Source organism: Staphylococcus sp. aM (assembly GCF_052975125.1).
On record NZ_CP121447.1, the window covers coordinates 915038 to 935262 of the forward strand.

The window sequence follows — 20225 nt, forward strand, 5'->3', positions numbered from 1 at the left end:
ATATTTTAAAAATTCTCTCATTTTAGCAAATACCTACCGTGAGATGAAACTAAATACACCTTATGCTATATTTATTATAATAAGTTGAAAGTGGTGAACATCTTTGCGCATTCAGAATCGATGGATAATTAGTATGCTATTCTTAATATTAGCCATTTTACTTCTGATAGGTCTTTCATTTTATAAAAATATAAAAACCGTTGATTTATCAGGTGCATCAATAAATGGAATACATTTAAATGAACAATTTCATAAAAAAGATTTTAATGTAAATAAAAATATTAAAGTAGATCGTTACACATTTTATAATCATAAAAAGCATGATGATTTAACAGTTAAAGTTCATAAAAAGAAACACGTTGTTAAAGGCATTGTACTTGTTAAAGATAAAGAGATACATACAAATTTTGGTATTAGAATTGGGAGTCATATTGATGAAGTTATTCATAATTTAGGTAGTGATTATCAAAAAAGTAAAATAGGTAAGAACTATCAATCAATGACTTATCGAGATCGTGAACATCATTTGAAATTAAATATTTTATATAAAGATGATATCGTGAAGCGGATTGAATTCTTTAGTAAGTAACTAAATAGTTGAACATTAGTATTGCAACTAATTGAAAAAATAGATAGAAAGAGTGACAATACTATGGATAAAATTACATTTTTGAATGAATTAGAAGTCTCATTAGACGAACTACCTAGAAAAGAAAAAGATAAAAAAATGTATGATTATGAACATTACTTTTATGAAGAGGAACTGAAAGGTAAATCTGAAGCGGAAATAGTTAAAGCGCTAAAAGAGCCTAATGATATAGCTAAACAGGTAAAAGCGCATAGCGCGATTGAATATGCTGAATATAAACCAACATTTCATAATACGTTACGAGCTGTTACGGCTTCATTAAGTTTAGGTTTGCTATCAGTATTTTTAGTTTTAATTCCAGTGTTCTTTATATGTATGATATTCGTAATTTTGTTTGTTGTTTCCGAGCTATTAATTTGTGCACCTTTAATTTTAGTCTTTTCGTCTTTCTATAAAGGGATACATGATTCAGTGAGTAATATTCTTTTTTCAATAGCATACACAGGACTCGGATTAATGTTGATTGTTATAACATTTAAAGTATTAGAAACGATATATAGACTCATTCTAAAATATTTGAGATGGTATATTAAAACAGTTAAAGGAAGCGTTAAAAGATGAGAAAGATAATGTTTTCAGGTCTTATCATTTTTCTTGTTTTCTTTATAGGTGCTACAGTTTGCTGGTTTACCTTTGAAAAACAGAATTATGAAGAAACGAAAATTAATAAATCATATTCTAACTCTAATTTTAAAAATATATCAATTAACACGGAATACGCTAATGTCAAAGTGGTTAACGGGTCTAAATTTAAAGTGAAATATAATGGGGATAATAAAGTAAACTTAGATAAAAAGAATAAGACTCTGAAAATTTCAGAAGTAAAAAATGTTAATAGAGGGTATGCTATTAATTTGAATCCGTTTAGAAAAGATGACAATCAGATTGTTATTGAGGTGCCAAATATAAAATTAAATACTTTTTCTTATGTATCTAGAGGTGGTAATTTTAACATTGACAACATTACTACTAATCATTTAAAAATATTGAGTACAAATTCTCATATGGATTTAAAAAATCTAAGTGTTAATGATTCAGATATTAAGGCTAATAGCTCACAATTATCTATAAAAAATTCTACTTTAAAAAATAATCATGTAAACTTAAATAACGGTTTTATTAATGTTTATAACAGCAATATTAGCGATTCTATTTTTTTATTAGGAGAAGGAGATATTCATTTTAATAATATGTCATCAAGAAACGATATCAAGGCATCTACTAAAAAAGGCGATATTCATTATTCTTATAAAGATAAACCAGAAAATACTTTGTTGAAATTACAACCAGGTAAAGGAAAGTCTTTAATTGAGAATAAACATTTTCATGAAAGTAAAGTAGGGAAGAGTGACAATATTCTTGAATTTTATACGGTTGATGGAGATATAGTCATAAAATAAAGGAAGATAAAGTACAAAACGAGACAGGTCTATTTGTTCTCGTTTTGTACTTTTTTAATGTGTGGCAAAAGTTAAATCTGTATCAATGACGCCTTCAAATGTACGTTGCGTGAGCTCTTCGCCTTTAAGCCAAGTATTAAAATCTATACTTGAAGGTATCTGATTCTCACCTAAAGACATCCATGCCGTAAGTGATTGTGGTTCGTACATCGATGTATGAATGGTACCAGACCAACTGTTGAAAAGTTTACTATATATGTCGTATTGTGGATCATTAAATAATTTGAATGCTTGATGCTTATCAAGTTGTGTATGTGTTTGGTTAATGACACGTGCTAGTCGTTCTTTAGATTCTTTAGTATAATTTCTATTTTCATGCGTTAGTAATTCAAAATGATTTGTACAAATAGTATCATATCTGACATTGATATCACGAGGTGTAATTTCTACGATGGCATGATTTAAAGATTGATCCATTAAAATATAACTAAATGAACTACGGTGTGGTATCTCTTTTAACAGTTGAATCGCTTCGTCGACATTTTTACAGAGTTCTAATATTAATCTACCTACCATATAACATACAAATCCATTTGCTGGCTTTTTACGATGCATAAAATTATAAGCCATTACTAAACCAGCTTCGTTCATTCCGTCCATTCGTCCAGTTACTCTTGATGTTGGACCAATTTGTGCTAATCCGCCATCATTAGGTTGATATAATAAATATCTGCCATCGTAAGTAGCAGGATGATAATCATAATTTCTTACTAAATAATTGGTTCCGTTAAATACGGTACAACCACTTTCTTTTAAATCAGTAAAACGATAATGTGCAAAGTTTAAAATCATTTGACGTGTTGGTAACTTTAATACATCTTGCATACCCATGAGTTCTTCCCAAATTTTAGGTGCATACGTTTGAAAAATAGAATGTGTTTCGTTAACATCTATATCAAATCTAGGAATTCGCTTTTTCCATTCTTTTTCTCTGTTTTTTAAGAGGTCAGTTTGTTTTAACCATTTGGCAGTGTGTATACCTAAATCATAATGTGAACCTCTATAGCACATAATTTCAGATTGAACGTTTTGCATATGAAAGTACTCCTTATTCAAAATTTACACTTTGTAATATAATGTTAATGTTACATTAATTGTTATTTTATGTAATTATATATATAATAAAATTGTAATTAGTTACTGATAGCATTGAGAAATAATTTATTTTGGGGTGATATCATGCGTAGTAAATATGATTATATAAAAGGCGCAATTTATAATTGGTGGCACAAATAATTATAATATTGCACTGACGGCTGATGAATAAATCAGTCGTCTTTTTTATAGTTACATCTTATCATAAAAATTTTTATAAAGTGAGCTTATAAAAATAGTAAAAAGGGTATGTATTTATTGATAACGATAAATATGCTATCATAATGTATTGTAGATATGCATATAAAATATAGAGGTGAATTTTAATGTGGAACTTTATTAAAGGTTTATTTAAATTTGTATTTAGTTTAGTAGCTATCACTACAGTTGTTGTAGGTGTAGGTGTAGTTGCATTTGCTTATATTTTCAAAAAAGACTTTGAAGATATCGAAAGAAAAACTAAAGAAATCGTTTCAGATATCGAAAATAATAATTAATTTAAAGATTAAATTAATGAAAGCGTCACTGATGAAATCGTCATCAGTGGCTTTTTTATTTGCTTTTAAAGAAATTAAGTAGGGGAAATACGTACAATGTCTAATAAAGAAAGTTTGAATTTATCAGAAGAATGAGATGGATATCCTTCAACTTCAAAAGTTATAGCATCAATACGTTCAATATTAAGTTCGATAGATTTAAAGTATCCATCATCATAATACTGTACGACTACTGGTTGATTTAACTGCAAGGACTGATGTAAACGAAAATTCAAATCAGATAATTGATCGTCGGAAAGCACAGGACGATCAACCTTATTTTGATCGATGATATATTGATGAATCGTTTCAAATTGTTCAGGTAAGGTAGCAAATGGTGCCCATTTAACCATGCCACGGCCTTTTGGAATATTTCTATTCAATTGGTTGCGCGGAATATTTCGATAGTCCAACTGATTATTATTTAAATCCTTAATCATCTTTCAATCACCTCAATATTTATACTTTTATTATACGAACATACGTTCTGTTTTGCAAGTGGTATTTCGCTAGAATCATGTGTGGTTATCAAGATATAAAATTTAAGTATAGAGGTTTATAACTAAAATCATACCCAAACGTTTGTCTTTATATATATAAATTTAATAGAATAGAGGTAAGTGATAAGGAGGCGTTGACGAAATGACTAAAGGTTATATTGGTTCATATACGAAGAAGAATGGACAAGGGATTTATCAATTTGATTTAGACGAACAAAATGGGCAAATAGTTGAAGTGGCGACTGGTTACCAACTAGAAGCATCAACGTATGTAACAAGAAATAATCATTTTCTATATGCTATTACAAAAGAAGGAGACAATTGTGGTGTCGCAAGTTTTAGAATAGCAGAAAATGGCGAATTAACATTAATCAATAAATGTTTGGCTTCTCAAAAGGGAACAGGATGTTATGTTCAAGTATCAACAAATGGTGAGTTTCTATTTGAAGCAATTTATGGTGCAGGATTAGCTCGAATTTATCAATTAAATCCGACTACTGGTGAAATAGAGAGATTGATTCAGGAGCTAGCGCATGACTATCCACTTGGACCTCATGAAAGACAAGAACATCCTCATGTGCATTTTTTAAACGAGACACCAGATGGTCAATATGTAGTAGCAGCTGATTTAGGTACAGATCGACTTGTGTCATACACATTTAGTGAAAATGGTTTGAAAGAACATGCTGTTTCAGAATTTAATGCAGCTGATGGTACGCGTCATATTGCATTTCATGAAAATGGAAAATATGCATATGTCGTACATGAATTATCAAATATTGTTAGCGTGACTAAATATGAAGATGGTCGTTTTAAAGAATTAGAACGTCATTTAACAATTCCAGAACATTTTGATGGTGCAACTAAACTTGCAGCAGTACATTTATCGCATGACCAACAGTTCTTATATGTAAGTAATCGTGGTCATGATAGCATTGCAATTTACAAAGTCTTAGAAAATGGGGCTAAACTTGAATTGGTTGATATTGTCAAAAGTGGTGATGAATTCCCACGAGATTTTAATATCACAGAATCAGATGATTACTTAGTTTGTGCACATCAAGAAGGCCAATCTAAATTAACGGTATTTGAAAGAGATAAAGAAAAAGGCACATTGACGTTAAAAGATCAATCAACTCAGGCACCAGAAGGTGTTTGTGTCATGTTCTAAAAAATAAATCCCTTAAGCGATATTGCTTAAGGGATTTATTTTTTTAATTTTTGAAAAATGCTTTAATATACTTAAATTTACCTTTATAAGGTGGGAAAAATAGGCTCGACTCTAAGCGTGTCGATTTAAAAGTATATGATTTATCATGAGAAAATGTATCAAATGAGTATTTGCCGTGATAATTACCGATACCCGATAGACCTACACCGCCAAAAGGTAAATTAGGATTTGCTAGGTGCATCAATGTATCGTTAATAGCACCACCACCAAAGGCAAGTTCGTTAAGCACACGGTGCGTTGAATTTTCATCTTCACTAAATAAATAAAGGCTCAAAGGTTTAGGGCGAGACTGGATTATTTCGAAAGCTTCATCAAATTGATCATAACTGATGATTGGTAATAATGGACCAAAGATTTCTTCTTCCATAATTAAATCTGAAGTTTGAATATCATCAATAATAGTGGGTTCGATGAATAAATCGGATTCATCACTATGACCACCAAAAATGACATTCTCTTTATGGTGTTGTAGTAAATCATTTAAGCGATTAAAATGCTTATGATTTACAATTCTGCCATAATCAGGACTAGATTGAATGGTCTTACCATAAAATTCATTTAGAGTTTGTTTTAATGCTTTGATAAAATCATCTTTTACTTTTCGGTCTACTAAAATATAATCTGGAGCAACACAAGTTTGTCCTGCGTTTGTAAATTTACCAAAAGCAATTCTCTCACTAGCTACTTTTAAATTAGCTGTTTCATCGATAATTACAGGAGATTTACCACCTAATTCAAGTGTTACAGGAACGAGGTTTTCACTTGCGGCTTGATAAACGATTTTACCTACTTTGTCGCTACCAGTGAAGAACATATAATCGAACGGTAAGTGAATAAGGTGGTCTGTTTCTTCAATACCACCTTCAACTACAGCAATATAGTCAGGTTTATAAACATCTTCAACAATTTTACGAATGACTGAAGATACATGAGGTGTCAATTCTGATGGTTTAATAATCGCTGTGTTACCAGCTGCAATCGCACCAATTAACGGTTCAAATGTTAATTGCACTGGGTAATTAAAGGGACCGATAATAAGAACAGTGCCATAAGGATCTTTTTTGATATAACTTTTAGTAGGAAAAAGATAAAGTGGTGTATCTACTTGTTTTGTTTTAGACCAATTTTTAAGCTCTTTACGGGCTAATTTAATGCTTTTTAACAAAATACCAATTTCAGTAGCATATGCTTCAACATTACTTTTACCTAAATCTTTTTGCAAAGCTTCAAGTATCTCATTTTCGTGATGTTTAATACTCTTACTTAACAACTTTAATTGTTGCTTTCTAAATTTAATATCTTTTGTTTGATGTGTTTTGAAAAAAGCTTTGCTATTTTCAAATAGTTGATCAATTGAATTCAAAAGTTGAACCTCCTTAAGTTGGATTTGAGATAACAATATCCTCAAGAAAAAAATGCTTAACATATCTTTACCCGATTCACACAAAAATAATTAAGTATAATATAAAAAATTAACCTGAGACATCAAATCATGTCCCAGGTTCAGTACAATCAAATATATTTCTATATTACTAATAAATTATTTAGTCAAAGCTTCAGTAATTTGAGGTACAACTTGTTTTTTACGAGATACAACACCTGTTAAGAATGCCATATCGTCTTCTAATTTAACGTTGAATGCTTCGCCAACTTTATCTTTTTCAGCACCAACAACTAAAATTTTAGAATCGCTGTTAATGATATCAGTTACAACTAAAACGAATAAATCATATTTTTCTTCAGCGCTTGATTCTAGCATAGATTTTTCTAATTCTTCTTTACGATCTAATACTTCATCAATATCAACTGTGTTAACTTGAGCAATACGTGTTACGTAATCTCCCATAGTAAATGATTTAGCATCCATATCTAATAATACATCAGCAGATTTATCAGTAGTAGAAGCACCTGCTTTAAGCATGTCTAAACCATATGCATCTAGGTCGACGTCTGCAATATCTTTTAAAGCTTTAGCTGCATTGACATCTTCATCAGTGCAAGTAGGAGATTTAAATAATAAACTATCTGAAATAATTGCAGAAATCATAAGTCCAGCAATTTCAGGTTTAATTTCAAATCCACGTTCTTTGTACATTTTGTAAAGAATTGTGGCTGTACAACCTACTGGTTCTGCTCTGTAATAAAGTGGGCTAGCTGTTTCAAAGTTTGCAATTCTGTGATGATCTACAACGTGCTTAATTGTAGCATCAGCAATTGTATCAGCACTTTGTTGGAATTCGTTGTGGTCAACTAAAATAACATCTTGACCGTCTAAATTATCTTCTAATAACTCTGGTGCATCAACATTGAAGTGATCTAATGCGTATTGAGTTTCAGCTCCAACTTCACCTAAGCGATAAGCTTTAGCGCCTGCATTACCTGTTAATTGTTCAAAGTCAGCCATAATAATTGCTGATGAAATTGCGTCAGTATCTGGGTTTTTGTGTCCAAAAATGTAAGTGTTTGCCATGGATATATGTCTCCCTTATTCATTAGTTATTTTATTGATATTATATAGTTATTTTAGCATGACTATAGCTTATTCTTCTACCTCTGCGCCCAATGAGTTTTGAAAATGATTTAATGCCCATTCATGTCCAGATAGATTAAAGGAAGCAACACCCTTCTTTGGCACATGAATCTTATAACCTAAATTGTATGCGGAAATAGCAGTATGTAAAACGCAAATGTCAGTACAGACACCAACGATTTCTAATGTGCTAATTGTTCTTTCACGTAATAAACTATCTAAAGGTGTACCGTAAAATGAATCATAACGTGTTTTATCAAAGTAATGAATATTGCTTTGATATTTATTCGCTTCATAAATGTCTCCAACTGAACCATAAAGTTGTCGTCCTGAAGTACCTTCAATATTATGTGGTGGGAATAGTTTAGATTCTGGGTGGTAATTATCATTTTCATAATGTAAATCCATCATAAAAAAGATATCTTCATTATTTTTAATATAGTGATGAATGCGATTTGTAATAAATGTTTCTAATTTTTGTCCAGGTTCACCACAAGTTAACTTTCCATCAGATGCAATAAAGTCTACTGAGTAATCTACTACAATTAAAGCTTTTTTCTCCATTTAATAACATCCTTCCCAAAATAAAAAATAATCATTGTCTTCGATCATATCATTCAATTTTATTAAGTTAATTAAAAATTTCATCTAATTGCTTAAAAAATGTTTTATAAGATTAATCATAGTATATATATTTATCAAGAGGACTACAATTAAATATGAAACAAAGGAGAAATTGGATGTTCATAAATGTGAAAGATTTTGGCGCAGAAGGTCATAATAAAGTAAAAGATACAAAAGCAATTCAAAAAGCATTGAACAAAGCAAAAAATGGTGAACATACGGTGTATATCCCAAAAGGGACTTATCATATTGGCAAAGCGTTAGTGATTTATGATTCTACAACACTGCTTTTAGATGATGAAACAGTATTATTGAGATATAGCAAAGATGCACTATTAAAGAATGGGAAACCATATATTTTCTATCATGAATACAAAGGAAATAGTCATATACATATTAAGGGGGGCACATTTGATATGAATGGCTCTCATTTTCCATATAACAACACCGCTGTATGCATGGGGCATGCAGAAGACATTCAATTTATAGGTGTGACTTTTAAAAATATTGTAGGTGGACATGCCATAGATGCATGTGGTTTAAATGGATTAAGAATAGCGAATTGTTCTTTTGAAGGTTTCTTAGATATTGATGGTGATAGATTCTTTTCGGAAGCGGTTCAACTGGATATCCAAGTGCCTGGTGCTTTTCCAAAATTTGGTACAACCGATGGGACAATAACTAAAAATGCCATTATAGAAAATTGTTATTTTGGACCGTCAGATGACCCAAAAATGAAACCTTGGAATAGGGCAATCGGGTCACATGCAAGTAGATATCATCGTTATTATGAAAATATTCATATCAGAGACAATGTGTTTGATCAAATTCAAGAATATGCATTAACGCCGCTAAAATCTCAAAATACATTTATATCTAAAAATAAGTTCATAAATTGTGTAGGGGGCATACGTTTTTTAGGTGTCAAAGATGGTAAAAACGCAGCGGATCCTTATACTGGAAAAGACATGGGGACACAAGCAGGTTCTAATTTTAATGTAATTGGCAATGAATTTATTGGAAAAATGGAAAAGGATGCTATACACATTAGAAGTTATAATAATGTAAAACATACGCAAATATTTATTGTAGGCAATACATTTAATGATAAATCTCAAAAAATACATCTCGAAGATATCGATGATTTAACATTGAATCAAGACGATCATTTAGTGTCTATAGAAAAAAAGAATGTAGAAAACATAAAATAATATAAAAACGCTTTTCCCTAATTATTAGAGTAAGGGAGAAGCGTTCTTTATTATCTTATTTATAAAATGAACCAACAAGCTTGGTTTCAAAATCAAGTGTATTAAGGATAGTCATCACTTTTTTGACATCTTGTGATACAGGTGCATCTGCCTGAACAAAAAAGTGATATTGGCCTAGTTTAGTCTTCAGAGGCCGTGATTCAATCCATGATAAATTGATATTAAATAAAGCGAAAGTATTTAAAATACTCGCTAAAAGGCCAGGCTTATCGTATTTTGGTGTGATTAGGAACATTGACGTATTCGTATTACTATCGAAATTAGCATGGTTTTTAATGATTAAAAATCGTGTCGCATTATGAGCAAAATCTTGGATATGTGTATCTAAAATTTCAAAATCATAATCATTCTCGTTAGCTAGTGGAGCGATAGCCCCCGTATGTTTATTAATCATATCAAATCCTTTAACAGTGCTATCAACATAATCATAGTCAAATTGATGTTTCATAATATAATTTGAGGTTTGACTAATGGCTGGAGCTATCGAATAAACTTTCTTGATATCACTAATTTGACTACCGGCTTTACCATATAAAGCAAAATCTATATCTAAATGTAATTCGCCATGTGCATATACATTTTGTTGTGCAAGTGAATCAGCAACGATATTAATTGTGCCTTCTATTGAATTTTCAATTGGTACAATTCCTATTGATGCGTTATCTTGAGAAACATATTTGATCACTTCATATAAATTAGCTTTTGGTACAAAGTCATAATGTTGTATTCGATTTTGATTAACAAACCTCTGAGAAGCTAAATAGGAAAATGTACCTTTTGGACCTAAATAATATATTTGCATGCCTTCACCTCTAATGATGTTTTAATGGAAAGGGCACTTTGTCTCACTTGATTGTTTATAGAAAAAGTTTGGATCACGCATCGTATTATCAAAACCATGATGATAATTATTAGTTAGTGTCGGGGAAATAGGTGGTGCTAACCATGACCATTTACCTGTTACTGATCTCTGATGCTTTGCTTCATTCTTTTCAAACATTTCAAATTGTCTAGAAGCTGTTAAATGATCCACAATTGAAACACCCTGTGATTTGAATGAATGATAAACTGCGTAGTTAAGTTCGATAAGTGCTCTATCCTTATTAAAAGAATTATTTTTAAGTGTATCAAACTCGAACGCTTCTGCAACCTTTTCTAATAAATCATAACGATAACTGTCAGTAAAATTCCTTACTGCAATTTCAGTAACCATATACCAACCATTGAATGGGGCAGTAGGATAGATAATGCCACCAATTTGTAAGTCCATATTCGAAATGATAGGTACTGCATACCATTTTAAATTTAAATCTTTCAATTTAGGATAATGTTCATGCTCAATTGAGACTTCTTTGATGATGGATTTAGGATATTCATAAAATTTAATTGGGCCGTCATTGATTTGATAAATGAGGGGTAACACGTCAAAGTCGCCACCTTCTCCTAGCCATCCCAAATGTTGTGCTAATCGTGTCACATCACGTTCAGATGGGTCGCCACAATCCTCATAACCTGCATAACGTATTAATTGATTATTGTAAATCTTAGGAGGTTTGTCAGGACTGAATATAGTTATATAAGGTTTGATCTTTCCATCGTTAGTGCCCTTGATAATATGGTCTTCAATAGTTTCTAAAAAATGTGTTTCATCATTGATATCTCTAGCATCTTTGACATTAAGTGACTCCCAAAAAAATCTACCGATACACCGATTTGAATGTCTCCAAGCCATTTTAGCACCATAAGTTAATTCTTCTAATGTATGTGTGTAGGTACCAGTTTTTTCAATCTCTTGATTAATTTCTTTAAGTATCTTATCAACTTCATCTTGCGTATAATTTAATTCAGAATACATCGTTTGGATAAATGTTGTTGCTTTATCTATTAACATTTCAAACACCTCATAAGTATTATAATCGACACGATTGATTTACACATTCATTAATGATAATTGTCACGAATTTGTCGCAACGTCATAGATGTATGGGTAAAGTCATAAAATGCTTGAAAGTAAATTTTGAAATCATTCATGTGTAGTTAGTAAAACCAATTCAGTTGTTACCTAGTTAAATTGAATTATGATAAAATAATGATAAAAGAATGGTCGAAATGGAGAGATACGAGTGTACCAATTTGAAGACGACAGTTTGATGTTACAAAATGATTTATATCAAATTAATATGGCTGAAAGTTATTGGAATGATGGTATTCATGAAAGAATGGCTGTGTTTGATTTGTACTTTAGAAGTATGCCATTTAATGGTGGTTATGCAGTTTTTAATGGACTTAAACGTGTTATAGATTTTATGGATAATTTTGGTTTTTCAGATACAGATATTGAATATTTAAGATCAATTGGTTATCAGGATGATTTTTTAGATTATCTGAAAAATTTAAAATTTACAGGACATATTCATTCAATGCAAGAAGGAGAAATATGTTTTGGAAACGAACCATTGATGAGAGTAGAAGCCCCTTTAATTCAGGCACAATTACTGGAAACAGTATTATTAAATATTATTAACTTCCACACGCTCATTGCTACGAAAGCAAGTCGTATTCGTCAAATAGCGAATGACGATATTCTTATGGAATTTGGGACACGTCGTGGTCAAGAGTTAGATGCAGCATTATGGGGTGCTAGAGCTGCTTATATTGGTGGTTTTAATTCCACAAGTAATGTACGAGCAGGAAAATTGTTTGGTATACCTGTATCAGGTACTCATGCACATGCACTAGTTCAAACTTACGGTGATGAATACATTGCATTTAAAAAATATGCGGAACGTCATAAAGACTGCGTATTCTTAGTAGATACCTTCCATACGTTAAAATCGGGTGTACCTACAGCTATTAAAGTTGCTAAAGAATTGGGCGATAAAATCAATTTTATTGGTATACGTTTGGATTCAGGAGATATCGCATATCTCTCTAAAGAAGCACGTCGTATGCTAGATGAAGCAGGATTTAAAGATGCCAAAATTATAGCCTCCAATGATTTAGATGAAGAAACAATAACAAGTCTTAAAGCCCAAGGTGCTAAAGTAGATTCATGGGGTGTAGGTACGAAGCTTATTACTGGATTTGATCAACCAGCATTAGGGGCAGTATACAAATTAGTTGCTATTGAAAATAGTGATGGAGAATACAGTGATCGTATCAAATTATCTAATAATGCAGAAAAAGTAACGACTCCTGGTAAGAAAAATGTATATCGAATCATTAATAAGAAAACAGGTAAAGCAGAAGGGGATTATATTACTTTACACGGAGAAGATCCAACTAAAGAAAAGCCATTAAAATTATTCCATCCTGTACATACATTTAAAATGAAATTTATAAAATCATTTGAAGCGATTGATTTACATCATGCTATTTTTGAAAATGGTCAACTCGTTTATGATTTACCAAGTGTTCATGATGCACAAGCTTATTTAACAGAAGGACTTAAAACATTTTGGGATGAAAACAAACGTTACTTGAATCCCCAAGAGTATCCAGTTGATTTAAGTACAGCTTGTTGGGAAAATAAACATAAACGCATCTTTGAAGTGGCCGAACATGTAAAAGAAATGGAGGAAGACCATGAGTAATTTACAAGATATCGTAGTAAGAGAGATGAAAGTAAAACCTCAAATTGATGTTGAAAAAGAAGTACAAGAGATTAAACAGTTTGTTAAGAGTTACGTACAATCTCATTCATTTATCAAATCATTAGTGCTAGGTATTTCTGGTGGGCAAGATTCAACATTAGCTGGTCGCCTTGTTCAATTAGCAGTTAACGAATTACGTGAAGAAGGCAGAGAATGTCAATTTATAGCGGTTAAACTGCCTTATGGTGTGCAATCAGACGCTGATGAGGTTGAAGACGCGTTAACCTTTATTAATCCTGACCAAACAATTACTGTTAATATTAAACCTGCAGTCGATACAAGTGTAAAATCATTACAAGAAGCAGGGATTCAATTAACAGATTTCCAAAAAGGGAATGAAAAAGCAAGAGAACGAATGAAAGTACAATTTTCAATTGCTTCAAACCAATCAGGTATTGTTGTGGGAACTGACCATTCTGCAGAAAATATCACTGGGTTTTATACTAAATATGGTGATGGTGCAGCTGATATCGCGCCGCTATTTGGTCTGAACAAGCGTCAAGGTCGATCATTACTTAAATATTTAGGTGCGCCAGCACATTTATATGAAAAAACACCTACAGCAGATTTAGAGGAAGACAAACCTCAATTGCCTGATGAAGAAGCCTTAGGTGTAACATATAACGATATAGATGATTATTTAGAGGGCAAAGAGGTTTCTAGTGAAGCGAAAGAAACGATTGAAAATCATTATGTTAAAAATGCACATAAACGCGAACTTGCTTATACACGTTATACTTGGCCTAAAAATTAGAAAGTAATCTATAAACTAACCTAAGAATAGAACGTACTTTTTTATCATTTTCATAAAAAATAACGTTATTAATCATTTTATAATATTAAAGTTAAATTTGACGTGACAAAGCTTAAAATGACTGTTAAAATAATTTGAATTTCAAGTAAGAAAAGAGGAATAATATGTCAGCGATTGCTCAAAACCCTTGGTTGATGGTGTTTGCTATCTTTGTAATCAATGTGTGTTACGTCACATGTTTAACAATGAGAACCATTTTAACTTTAAAAGGTTACCGTTATGTGGCTGCGATTGTAAGTTTTGTTGAAGTCTTAATTTATGTCGTAGGTCTAGGGTTGGTAATGTCTAGTTTAGATCAAATTCAAAATATTGTTGCTTATGCATTTGGTTTTTCAATAGGTATCATTGTGGGTATGAAAATCGAAGAAAAATTGGCACTCGGTTATACTGTAGTTAATGTGACATCTTCTGAATACGAGTTAGATTTACCTAATGAACTCCGTAACTTAGGGTATGGTGTTACACACTATGAAGCGTTTGGACGAGATGGAAGCCGAATGGTAATGCAAATATTAACGCCAAGAAAATATGAATTAAAGTTAATGGATACAATTAAAAACTTAGATCCTAAAGCCTTTATCATTGCTTATGAGCCAAGAAATATTCACGGTGGCTTCTGGGTTAAAGGTGTACGTAAACGTAAACTTAAAGCTTACGAACCAGAAGAATTAGAAAGTGTTGTTGAGCATGAAGTATAAAGTAAATGATAATGAGACGATTGCTGATTGCCTACAAAGAATGAAAGCCGATGGTTATATGCCAACAAGACGCATTGAAAAGCCAATTTATAAAGAAAATAAAGATGGAAGTTTAGAAGTTTTAAAACAAGACATAATTTTTATTGGTAAGAAGATAACTGAATAACACATGACAGAGACCACTCAATAAGTTGCTTTGAGTGGTTTTGATTTTGGAATTGTGTTTGACAAAAATATGAAATAAAATAGGAATATAAGTTAATTAGAATTATACAATCGATAGGTATTCTGTTAGAATTAAAGTAAATCGTCAAAGACGAACTTTTGTGTTTATTTTACTTTTAATGTACAGATTTTGGAATTTGAAATATGAATATACATACGATAGGAGTTTAAAAAATGATTGAACGTTATTCTAGAGAAGAAATGTCGTCTATCTGGACAGACCAAAACCGTTATGAAGCTTGGCTTGAAGTAGAAATTTTAGCATCTGAAGCATGGAGTGAACTTGGATATATTCCTAAAGAAGATGTTCAAAAAATTCGTCAAAATGCAAAAGTTGATGTAGCGCGTGCTAAAGAAATAGAATTAGAAACAAGACATGATGTCGTAGCATTTACTAGACAGGTTTCAGAAACATTAGGTGACGAAAGAAAATGGGTTCATTATGGTTTAACTTCTACTGATGTTGTAGATACAGCACTTAGTTATGTCATTAAACAAGCAAATGATATTATTGAAAAAGACTTAGAAAGATTCATAAAAGTTTTAGAAGAAAAAGCTAAAAATTACAAATATACATTAATGATGGGTAGAACGCATGGTGTACATGCCGAGCCAACAACGTTCGGTGTCAAAATGGCATTATGGTATACAGAAATGAAACGTAATTTAAAACGTTTTAAAGATGTACGTGAAGAAATAGAAGTAGGAAAAATGAGTGGTGCGGTAGGTACGTTTGCGAACATTCCACCAGAAATAGAAAGCTATGTGTGTAAACATTTAGGCTTAGGTGCAGCACCTGTTTCAACTCAAACTTTACAACGTGACCGTCACGCTTACTATATCGCAACATTGGCGCTTATTGCGACTTCATTAGAAAAATTTGCAGTTGAAATTAGAAACCTACAAAAGACTGAAACACGTGAAGTTGAAGAAGCTTTTGCTAAAGGGCAAAAAGGATCTTCAGCGATGCCACATAAACGTAATCCAATTGGTTCTGAAAATATTACGGGTATTTCTCGTGTGATTCGCGGTTATATCACTACCGCTTATGAAAATGTACCATTATGGCATGAACGAGATATTTCACATTCATCCGCTGAACGTATCATGTTACCTGATGTAACAATTGCCTTAGATTATGCATTAAATAGATTTACAAATATCGTAGATCGTTTAACAGTATATGAGGATAATATGCAAGCGAATATCAATAAAACATTTGGATTAATTTATTCACAACGCGTATTACTTTCTCTAATCAATAAAGGTATGGTACGTGAAGAAGCGTATGATACAGTGCAACCTAAGGCTATGAAATCTTGGGAAACTAAAACACCTTTCAGAGAATTAATAGAACAAGATAGTAAGATTACAGATGTATTATCTAAAGAAGAATTAGATGAATGTTTCAATCCAAAACACCATTTAAACCAAGTCGACACCATCTTTAAAAGAGCAGGCTTAGAATAACATTAGAAATTATAATTAAATCCTATACAAATTCAATTAAAACTACTACACTTTACCTTGTTAGTAAGTTAAAATAGTAAAAAGAATATGCATATAGGAGCTGTTATGATGCAAATTGAAAAATTACGTGGGGATGCGTTAAATGAATTATTTGATGCAATCCTTACATTAGAGAATAGAGAAGAATGTTATCAGTTTTTCGATGATTTATGCACAGTGAACGAAATTCAATCACTTTCTCAACGACTTCAAGTTGCTAAAATGATTAAACAAGGATACACATATGCAACAATTGAACAAGAATCAGGCGCGTCAACGGCAACGATTTCTCGAGTGAAGCGTTCTTTACAATGGGGCAATGATGCATACACAATGATATTAGATCGCCTTAATATCGATACAAAAGAATAAAATAATGCAAAACGATCGTAACTATTAAAGTTCAACATCTTTAATATGTTAACGATCGTTTCTTTTTTAGTATCAAAAGTGAAAAATAAGTTATACAATTTCATATGATCTGTTTAGAACTAGCATGTTAAAAATGATATAATTTAAGGTATGTTAAAAAAAGGAGTTTCACGTAATGTATGATATTAAACAATGGCGTCATGTATTTAAATTAGACCCTGCTAAGCCTATTTCAGACGATGATTTAGATGCGATTGGTATGTCAAATACAGATGCTATCATCATCGGTGGCACTGATAACGTAACTGAAGATAACGTCATTCATTTAATGAGTAGAGTACGACGTTATCCATTACCACTTGTTCTTGAAATTTCTAACTTAGAGAGTGTTATGCCAGGTTTTGATTTTTACTTTGTACCTACTGTTTTAAATAGTAACAATGTAAAGTATCATAATGAAATGCTATTAGAAGCTTTAAAGGAATTTGGTCATGTTATTAACTTTGAAGAAGTCGTCTTTGAAGGTTATTTAGTACTAAATGAAAATAGTAAAGTTGCGCAAAAAACAAAAGCAAATACGCAATTAGATATAGATGATGTAGATTCATATGCATTAATGGCCAATGAATTATATCGTTTCCCTATAATGTATCTCGAATATAGTGGTGAATATGGGGATGTAGAGAAAGTGAAGTCAGTAGCAAATACACTAACGACAACACAATTATTTTATGGTGGCGGAATAACATCGTTATCACAAGCAAAAGAAATGGCTGAGTTTGCTGATACAATCGTCGTTGGTGATATTGTATATCAAGATATAAAGAAAGCATTAAAAACAGTTAAGATAAAGGAGTCTAGTAAATGAATTCATTAGTAAAGAATATGAATGCAGAGCAAAGTGAAGCTGTCAGAACTACAGAAGGGCCACTATTGATTATGGCAGGTGCAGGATCTGGTAAAACACGTGTGTTAACACATAGAATCGCTTATTTATTAGACGAGAAAGATGTATCACCTTACAATATTTTAGCCATAACGTTTACAAATAAGGCTGCTAAAGAAATGAAAGCTAGAGTAGAACAATTAGTAGGCGAAGAAGCACAAGTAATATGGATGTCTACATTCCACTCTATGTGCGTTCGTATATTACGTCGAGATGCAGATCGTATCGGCATAGAACGTAATTTCACGATTATTGATCCAACTGACCAAAAATCAGTGATCAAAGATGTTTTAAAGAATGAAAATATCGATAGTAAACGTTTTGAACCACGTATGTTTATTGGTGCCATTAGCAATTTAAAAAATGAATTAAAAACGCCAGAAGATGCTCAAAAAGAAGCTAATGATTATCATTCACAAATGGTTGCTACTGTGTATAAAGGCTATCAGCGTCAACTTTCAAGAAATGAAGCGTTGGACTTTGATGATTTAATTATGACAACGATTAATTTATTTGAAAGAGTACCAGAAGCTTTAGAATATTATCAAAACAAATTCCAATATATTCATGTTGATGAATATCAAGATACGAACAAAGCACAATATACGCTAATTAAATTACTAGCGAACAAGTTTAAAAATTTATGTGTTGTAGGTGATTCAGACCAATCTATCTATGGCTGGCGTGGTGCTGATATTCAAAATATCTTGTCATTCGAAGAAGATTATCCAGACGCCAAAACAATCTTCCTAGAACAAAACTATCGTTCAACAAAAACAATCTTAAATGCTGCTAATGAAGTCATTAAAAACAATACTGAAAGAAAGCCTAAAGGGTTATGGACTGCTAATACAGGCGGAGATAAAATTAATTATTATGAAGCAACAACTGAACGTGATGAAGCAGAATATGTTGTTCGTGAAATTATGAAGCATCAACGTAATGGTAAAAAATATAGTGATATGGCTATTTTATATAGAACCAATGCACAATCGCGTGTACTTGAAGAAACATTTATGAAATCAAACATTCCTTACACAATGGTTGGCGGACAAAAATTCTATGATCGTAAAGAAATTAAAGATTTATTAAGTTATTTAAGAGTGATTGCCAATAGTAATGATGATATTAGTTTACAACGTATTATTAATGTACCTAAACGAGGTGTAGGACCGTCATCAGTTGAAAAAATTCAAACTTATGCAGTTCAAAATAATATCAGTATGTTTGACGCATTAGGTGAAGTTGATTTTATTGGATTATCTAAAAAAGTAACTCAAGAATGTATCGCTTTTTACGAAATGATTCAAAATCTTATTAAAGAGCAAGAGTTTCTTGAAATTAGCGAAATCGTAGAAGAAGTACTAGTCAAATCTGGTTACAGAGATATGCTTGATAGAGAACAAACACTTGAATCACGTAGTCGTTTAGAAAACTTGGACGAATTTATGTCGGTTCCCAAAGACTATGAAGAAAACACGCCATTAGAAGAGCAATCATTAATCAACTTTTTAACGGATTTATCACTTGTAGCTGATATTGATGAAGCGGATACAGAATCGGGTGTTACATTAATGACGATGCACTCTGCCAAGGGTTTAGAATTTCCAATTGTGTTTATCATGGGTATGGAAGAGTCGCTATTCCCGCATATAAGAGCAATTAAAAGTGATGATGACCACGAAATGGAAGAAGAACGACGTATCTGTTACGTAGCAATTACACGAGCAGAGGAAACGTTATATATTACGAATGCAACAACTCGAATGTTATTTGGTCGTTCTCAATCAAATATGCCATCACGTTTCTTAAAAGAAATACCTGAAGATTTAATGGAGAGTCATTCTGGTAGTAAACGACAAACGATTCAACCTAAAGCAAAACCAACTCAAAAACGTGGATTTAGTAAACGTACAACGTCATCTAAGAAACAAGTCACATCTTCAGATTGGAAGGTAGGAGACAAAGTGACTCATAAAGCATGGGGAGAAGGAATGGTTAGTAACGTTAACGAAAAGAATGGTTCTGTCGAATTAGATATTATTTTTAAATCAGAAGGACCTAAACGATTACTTGCACAATTTGCACCAATTGAGAAAAAGGAGGACTAGT

The 20225-nt window shown here is 31.8% G+C and carries 21 protein-coding genes; 14 read left to right on the top strand and 7 right to left on the bottom strand.

Annotated elements, in window-relative coordinates:
- Positions 1-103 precede the first annotated feature (103 nt).
- The 3 genes from P7F85_RS04480 to P7F85_RS04490 all read left to right on the top strand — a co-directional run bounded on the left by P7F85_RS04480 (position 104) and on the right by P7F85_RS04490 (position 2049).
- The gene (locus P7F85_RS04480; protein ID WP_026088924.1) at positions 104-589 is read left to right on the top strand and encodes a hypothetical protein; all 486 of its coding nucleotides are present in this window, start codon (positions 104-106) and stop codon (positions 587-589) included.
- A gap of 63 nt (positions 590-652) precedes the next feature.
- Positions 653-1210: an HAAS signaling domain-containing protein gene (locus tag P7F85_RS04485; protein WP_002466144.1), complete on the top strand. Its 558-nt coding sequence runs from the start codon at positions 653-655 to the stop codon at positions 1208-1210.
- The gene (locus tag P7F85_RS04490; protein WP_002466129.1) at positions 1207-2049 is read left to right on the top strand and encodes a DUF4097 family beta strand repeat-containing protein; all 843 of its coding nucleotides are present in this window, start codon (positions 1207-1209) and stop codon (positions 2047-2049) included. Before P7F85_RS04485 ends, P7F85_RS04490 begins: the two co-directional genes overlap by 4 nt.
- A 54-nt stretch (positions 2050-2103) precedes the next feature.
- Here P7F85_RS04490 and P7F85_RS04495 read toward each other — a convergent pair whose 3' ends face one another.
- Entirely contained in the window at positions 2104-3144 is a 1041-nt protein-coding gene (locus P7F85_RS04495) for a C45 family autoproteolytic acyltransferase/hydolase (RefSeq protein WP_002466108.1), read from the bottom strand.
- A 386-nt stretch (positions 3145-3530) separates the two neighbouring features.
- Between P7F85_RS04495 and P7F85_RS04500 the strand changes: the two genes are divergently transcribed.
- Positions 3531-3701 carry a hypothetical protein gene (locus tag P7F85_RS04500; RefSeq protein WP_002466153.1) on the top strand — a complete coding sequence of 57 codons (171 nt, stop codon included), beginning with the start codon at positions 3531-3533 and terminating at the stop codon, positions 3699-3701.
- Between the two features lie 74 nt (positions 3702-3775).
- Here the strand turns inward: P7F85_RS04500 and P7F85_RS04505 are convergent, their stop codons facing one another.
- Positions 3776-4180 (bottom strand): YolD-like family protein, encoded by a 405-nt coding sequence (locus tag P7F85_RS04505; RefSeq protein WP_002466101.1) that lies wholly within the window; start codon positions 4178-4180, stop codon positions 3776-3778.
- A 202-nt stretch (positions 4181-4382) separates the two neighbouring features.
- Between P7F85_RS04505 and pglS the strand changes: the two genes are divergently transcribed.
- Positions 4383-5411 (top strand): 6-phosphogluconolactonase, encoded by a 1029-nt coding sequence (gene pglS, locus P7F85_RS04510; RefSeq protein ID WP_002466106.1) that lies wholly within the window; start codon positions 4383-4385, stop codon positions 5409-5411.
- Between the two features lie 43 nt (positions 5412-5454).
- Here the strand turns inward: pglS and P7F85_RS04515 are convergent, their stop codons facing one another.
- The 3 genes from P7F85_RS04515 to P7F85_RS04525 all read right to left on the bottom strand — a co-directional run bounded on the left by P7F85_RS04515 (position 5455) and on the right by P7F85_RS04525 (position 8565).
- The gene (locus P7F85_RS04515) at positions 5455-6834 is read right to left on the bottom strand and encodes an aldehyde dehydrogenase (RefSeq protein ID WP_002466121.1); all 1380 of its coding nucleotides are present in this window, start codon (positions 6832-6834) and stop codon (positions 5455-5457) included.
- Between the two features lie 177 nt (positions 6835-7011).
- Positions 7012-7941, bottom strand: a complete 930-nt coding sequence (locus tag P7F85_RS04520) for a manganese-dependent inorganic pyrophosphatase (RefSeq protein WP_002466143.1) — start codon at positions 7939-7941, stop codon at positions 7012-7014.
- Positions 7942-8010: 69 nt separating this feature from the next.
- On the bottom strand, positions 8011-8565 hold the full coding sequence (locus P7F85_RS04525) for a cysteine hydrolase family protein (RefSeq protein WP_002466155.1): 555 nt from the start codon (positions 8563-8565) through the stop codon (positions 8011-8013).
- Between the two features lie 176 nt (positions 8566-8741).
- Here P7F85_RS04525 and P7F85_RS04530 point away from each other — a divergent pair, with 176 nt between their 5' ends.
- Complete coding sequence (locus P7F85_RS04530) at positions 8742-9836, top strand: glycosyl hydrolase family 28-related protein (protein ID WP_046464267.1); 1095 nt, start codon at positions 8742-8744, stop codon at positions 9834-9836.
- A 55-nt stretch (positions 9837-9891) separates the two neighbouring features.
- Here the strand turns inward: P7F85_RS04530 and P7F85_RS04535 are convergent, their stop codons facing one another.
- Both P7F85_RS04535 and P7F85_RS04540 read right to left on the bottom strand, forming a co-directional pair.
- Positions 9892-10698, bottom strand: coding sequence for a prephenate dehydratase (locus P7F85_RS04535; RefSeq protein ID WP_002466139.1), 807 nt, complete (start codon positions 10696-10698; stop codon positions 9892-9894).
- Between the two features lie 21 nt (positions 10699-10719).
- Positions 10720-11787 carry a nitric oxide synthase oxygenase gene (locus tag P7F85_RS04540; RefSeq protein ID WP_046464268.1) on the bottom strand — a complete coding sequence of 356 codons (1068 nt, stop codon included), beginning with the start codon at positions 11785-11787 and terminating at the stop codon, positions 10720-10722.
- A 232-nt stretch (positions 11788-12019) separates the two neighbouring features.
- Between P7F85_RS04540 and P7F85_RS04545 the strand changes: the two genes are divergently transcribed.
- The 8 genes from P7F85_RS04545 to pcrA all read left to right on the top strand — a co-directional run bounded on the left by P7F85_RS04545 (position 12020) and on the right by pcrA (position 20224).
- On the top strand, positions 12020-13489 hold the full coding sequence (locus tag P7F85_RS04545) for a nicotinate phosphoribosyltransferase (protein WP_002466130.1): 1470 nt from the start codon (positions 12020-12022) through the stop codon (positions 13487-13489).
- Positions 13482-14303, top strand: a complete 822-nt coding sequence (nadE, locus tag P7F85_RS04550; RefSeq protein WP_015364851.1) for an ammonia-dependent NAD(+) synthetase — start codon at positions 13482-13484, stop codon at positions 14301-14303. Before P7F85_RS04545 ends, nadE begins: the two co-directional genes overlap by 8 nt.
- Before the next feature lie 164 nt (positions 14304-14467).
- Positions 14468-15061 (top strand): DUF2179 domain-containing protein, encoded by a 594-nt coding sequence (locus P7F85_RS04555; RefSeq protein WP_002452264.1) that lies wholly within the window; start codon positions 14468-14470, stop codon positions 15059-15061.
- Positions 15045-15227: an NETI motif-containing protein gene (locus P7F85_RS04560; RefSeq protein WP_026088922.1), complete on the top strand. Its 183-nt coding sequence runs from the start codon at positions 15045-15047 to the stop codon at positions 15225-15227. Before P7F85_RS04555 ends, P7F85_RS04560 begins: the two co-directional genes overlap by 17 nt.
- Positions 15228-15460: 233 nt before the next feature.
- Positions 15461-16756, top strand: coding sequence for an adenylosuccinate lyase (purB, locus tag P7F85_RS04565; RefSeq protein WP_015364852.1), 1296 nt, complete (start codon positions 15461-15463; stop codon positions 16754-16756).
- A gap of 108 nt (positions 16757-16864) precedes the next feature.
- Positions 16865-17167, top strand: a complete 303-nt coding sequence (locus P7F85_RS04570) for a YerC/YecD family TrpR-related protein (protein WP_002452267.1) — start codon at positions 16865-16867, stop codon at positions 17165-17167.
- 175 nt (positions 17168-17342) lie between these two features.
- Positions 17343-18035: a heptaprenylglyceryl phosphate synthase gene (locus P7F85_RS04575; RefSeq protein ID WP_002466119.1), complete on the top strand. Its 693-nt coding sequence runs from the start codon at positions 17343-17345 to the stop codon at positions 18033-18035.
- Positions 18032-20224, top strand: a complete 2193-nt coding sequence (pcrA, locus tag P7F85_RS04580) for a DNA helicase PcrA (RefSeq protein ID WP_002466142.1) — start codon at positions 18032-18034, stop codon at positions 20222-20224. Before P7F85_RS04575 ends, pcrA begins: the two co-directional genes overlap by 4 nt.
- Position 20225: the final 1 nt, after the last annotated feature.

Bases quoted from the DNA above. Each gene is read 5' to 3' on its own strand.
- P7F85_RS04555 (WP_002452264.1), top strand. From the start codon at position 14,468: ATGTCAGCGATTGCTCAAAACCCTTGGTTGATGGTGTTTGCTATCTTT.
- P7F85_RS04525 (WP_002466155.1), bottom strand. From the start codon at position 8,565: ATGGAGAAAAAAGCTTTAATTGTAGTAGATTACTCAGTAGACTTTATT.
- pcrA (WP_002466142.1), top strand. From the start codon at position 18,032: ATGAATTCATTAGTAAAGAATATGAATGCAGAGCAAAGTGAAGCTGTC.
- P7F85_RS04540 (WP_046464268.1), bottom strand. From the start codon at position 11,787: ATGTTAATAGATAAAGCAACAACATTTATCCAAACGATGTATTCTGAA.
- P7F85_RS04495 (WP_002466108.1), bottom strand. From the start codon at position 3,144: ATGCAAAACGTTCAATCTGAAATTATGTGCTATAGAGGTTCACATTAT.
- pglS (WP_002466106.1), top strand. From the start codon at position 4,383: ATGACTAAAGGTTATATTGGTTCATATACGAAGAAGAATGGACAAGGG.
- nadE (WP_015364851.1), top strand. From the start codon at position 13,482: ATGAGTAATTTACAAGATATCGTAGTAAGAGAGATGAAAGTAAAACCT.
- P7F85_RS04505 (WP_002466101.1), bottom strand. From the start codon at position 4,180: ATGATTAAGGATTTAAATAATAATCAGTTGGACTATCGAAATATTCCG.
- P7F85_RS04500 (WP_002466153.1), top strand. From the start codon at position 3,531: ATGTGGAACTTTATTAAAGGTTTATTTAAATTTGTATTTAGTTTAGTA.
- P7F85_RS04575 (WP_002466119.1), top strand. From the start codon at position 17,343: ATGTATGATATTAAACAATGGCGTCATGTATTTAAATTAGACCCTGCT.
- purB (WP_015364852.1), top strand. From the start codon at position 15,461: ATGATTGAACGTTATTCTAGAGAAGAAATGTCGTCTATCTGGACAGAC.
- P7F85_RS04570 (WP_002452267.1), top strand. From the start codon at position 16,865: ATGCAAATTGAAAAATTACGTGGGGATGCGTTAAATGAATTATTTGAT.
- P7F85_RS04490 (WP_002466129.1), top strand. From the start codon at position 1,207: ATGAGAAAGATAATGTTTTCAGGTCTTATCATTTTTCTTGTTTTCTTT.
- P7F85_RS04485 (WP_002466144.1), top strand. From the start codon at position 653: ATGGATAAAATTACATTTTTGAATGAATTAGAAGTCTCATTAGACGAA.
- P7F85_RS04520 (WP_002466143.1), bottom strand. From the start codon at position 7,941: ATGGCAAACACTTACATTTTTGGACACAAAAACCCAGATACTGACGCA.
- P7F85_RS04535 (WP_002466139.1), bottom strand. From the start codon at position 10,698: ATGCAAATATATTATTTAGGTCCAAAAGGTACATTTTCCTATTTAGCT.
- P7F85_RS04530 (WP_046464267.1), top strand. From the start codon at position 8,742: ATGTTCATAAATGTGAAAGATTTTGGCGCAGAAGGTCATAATAAAGTA.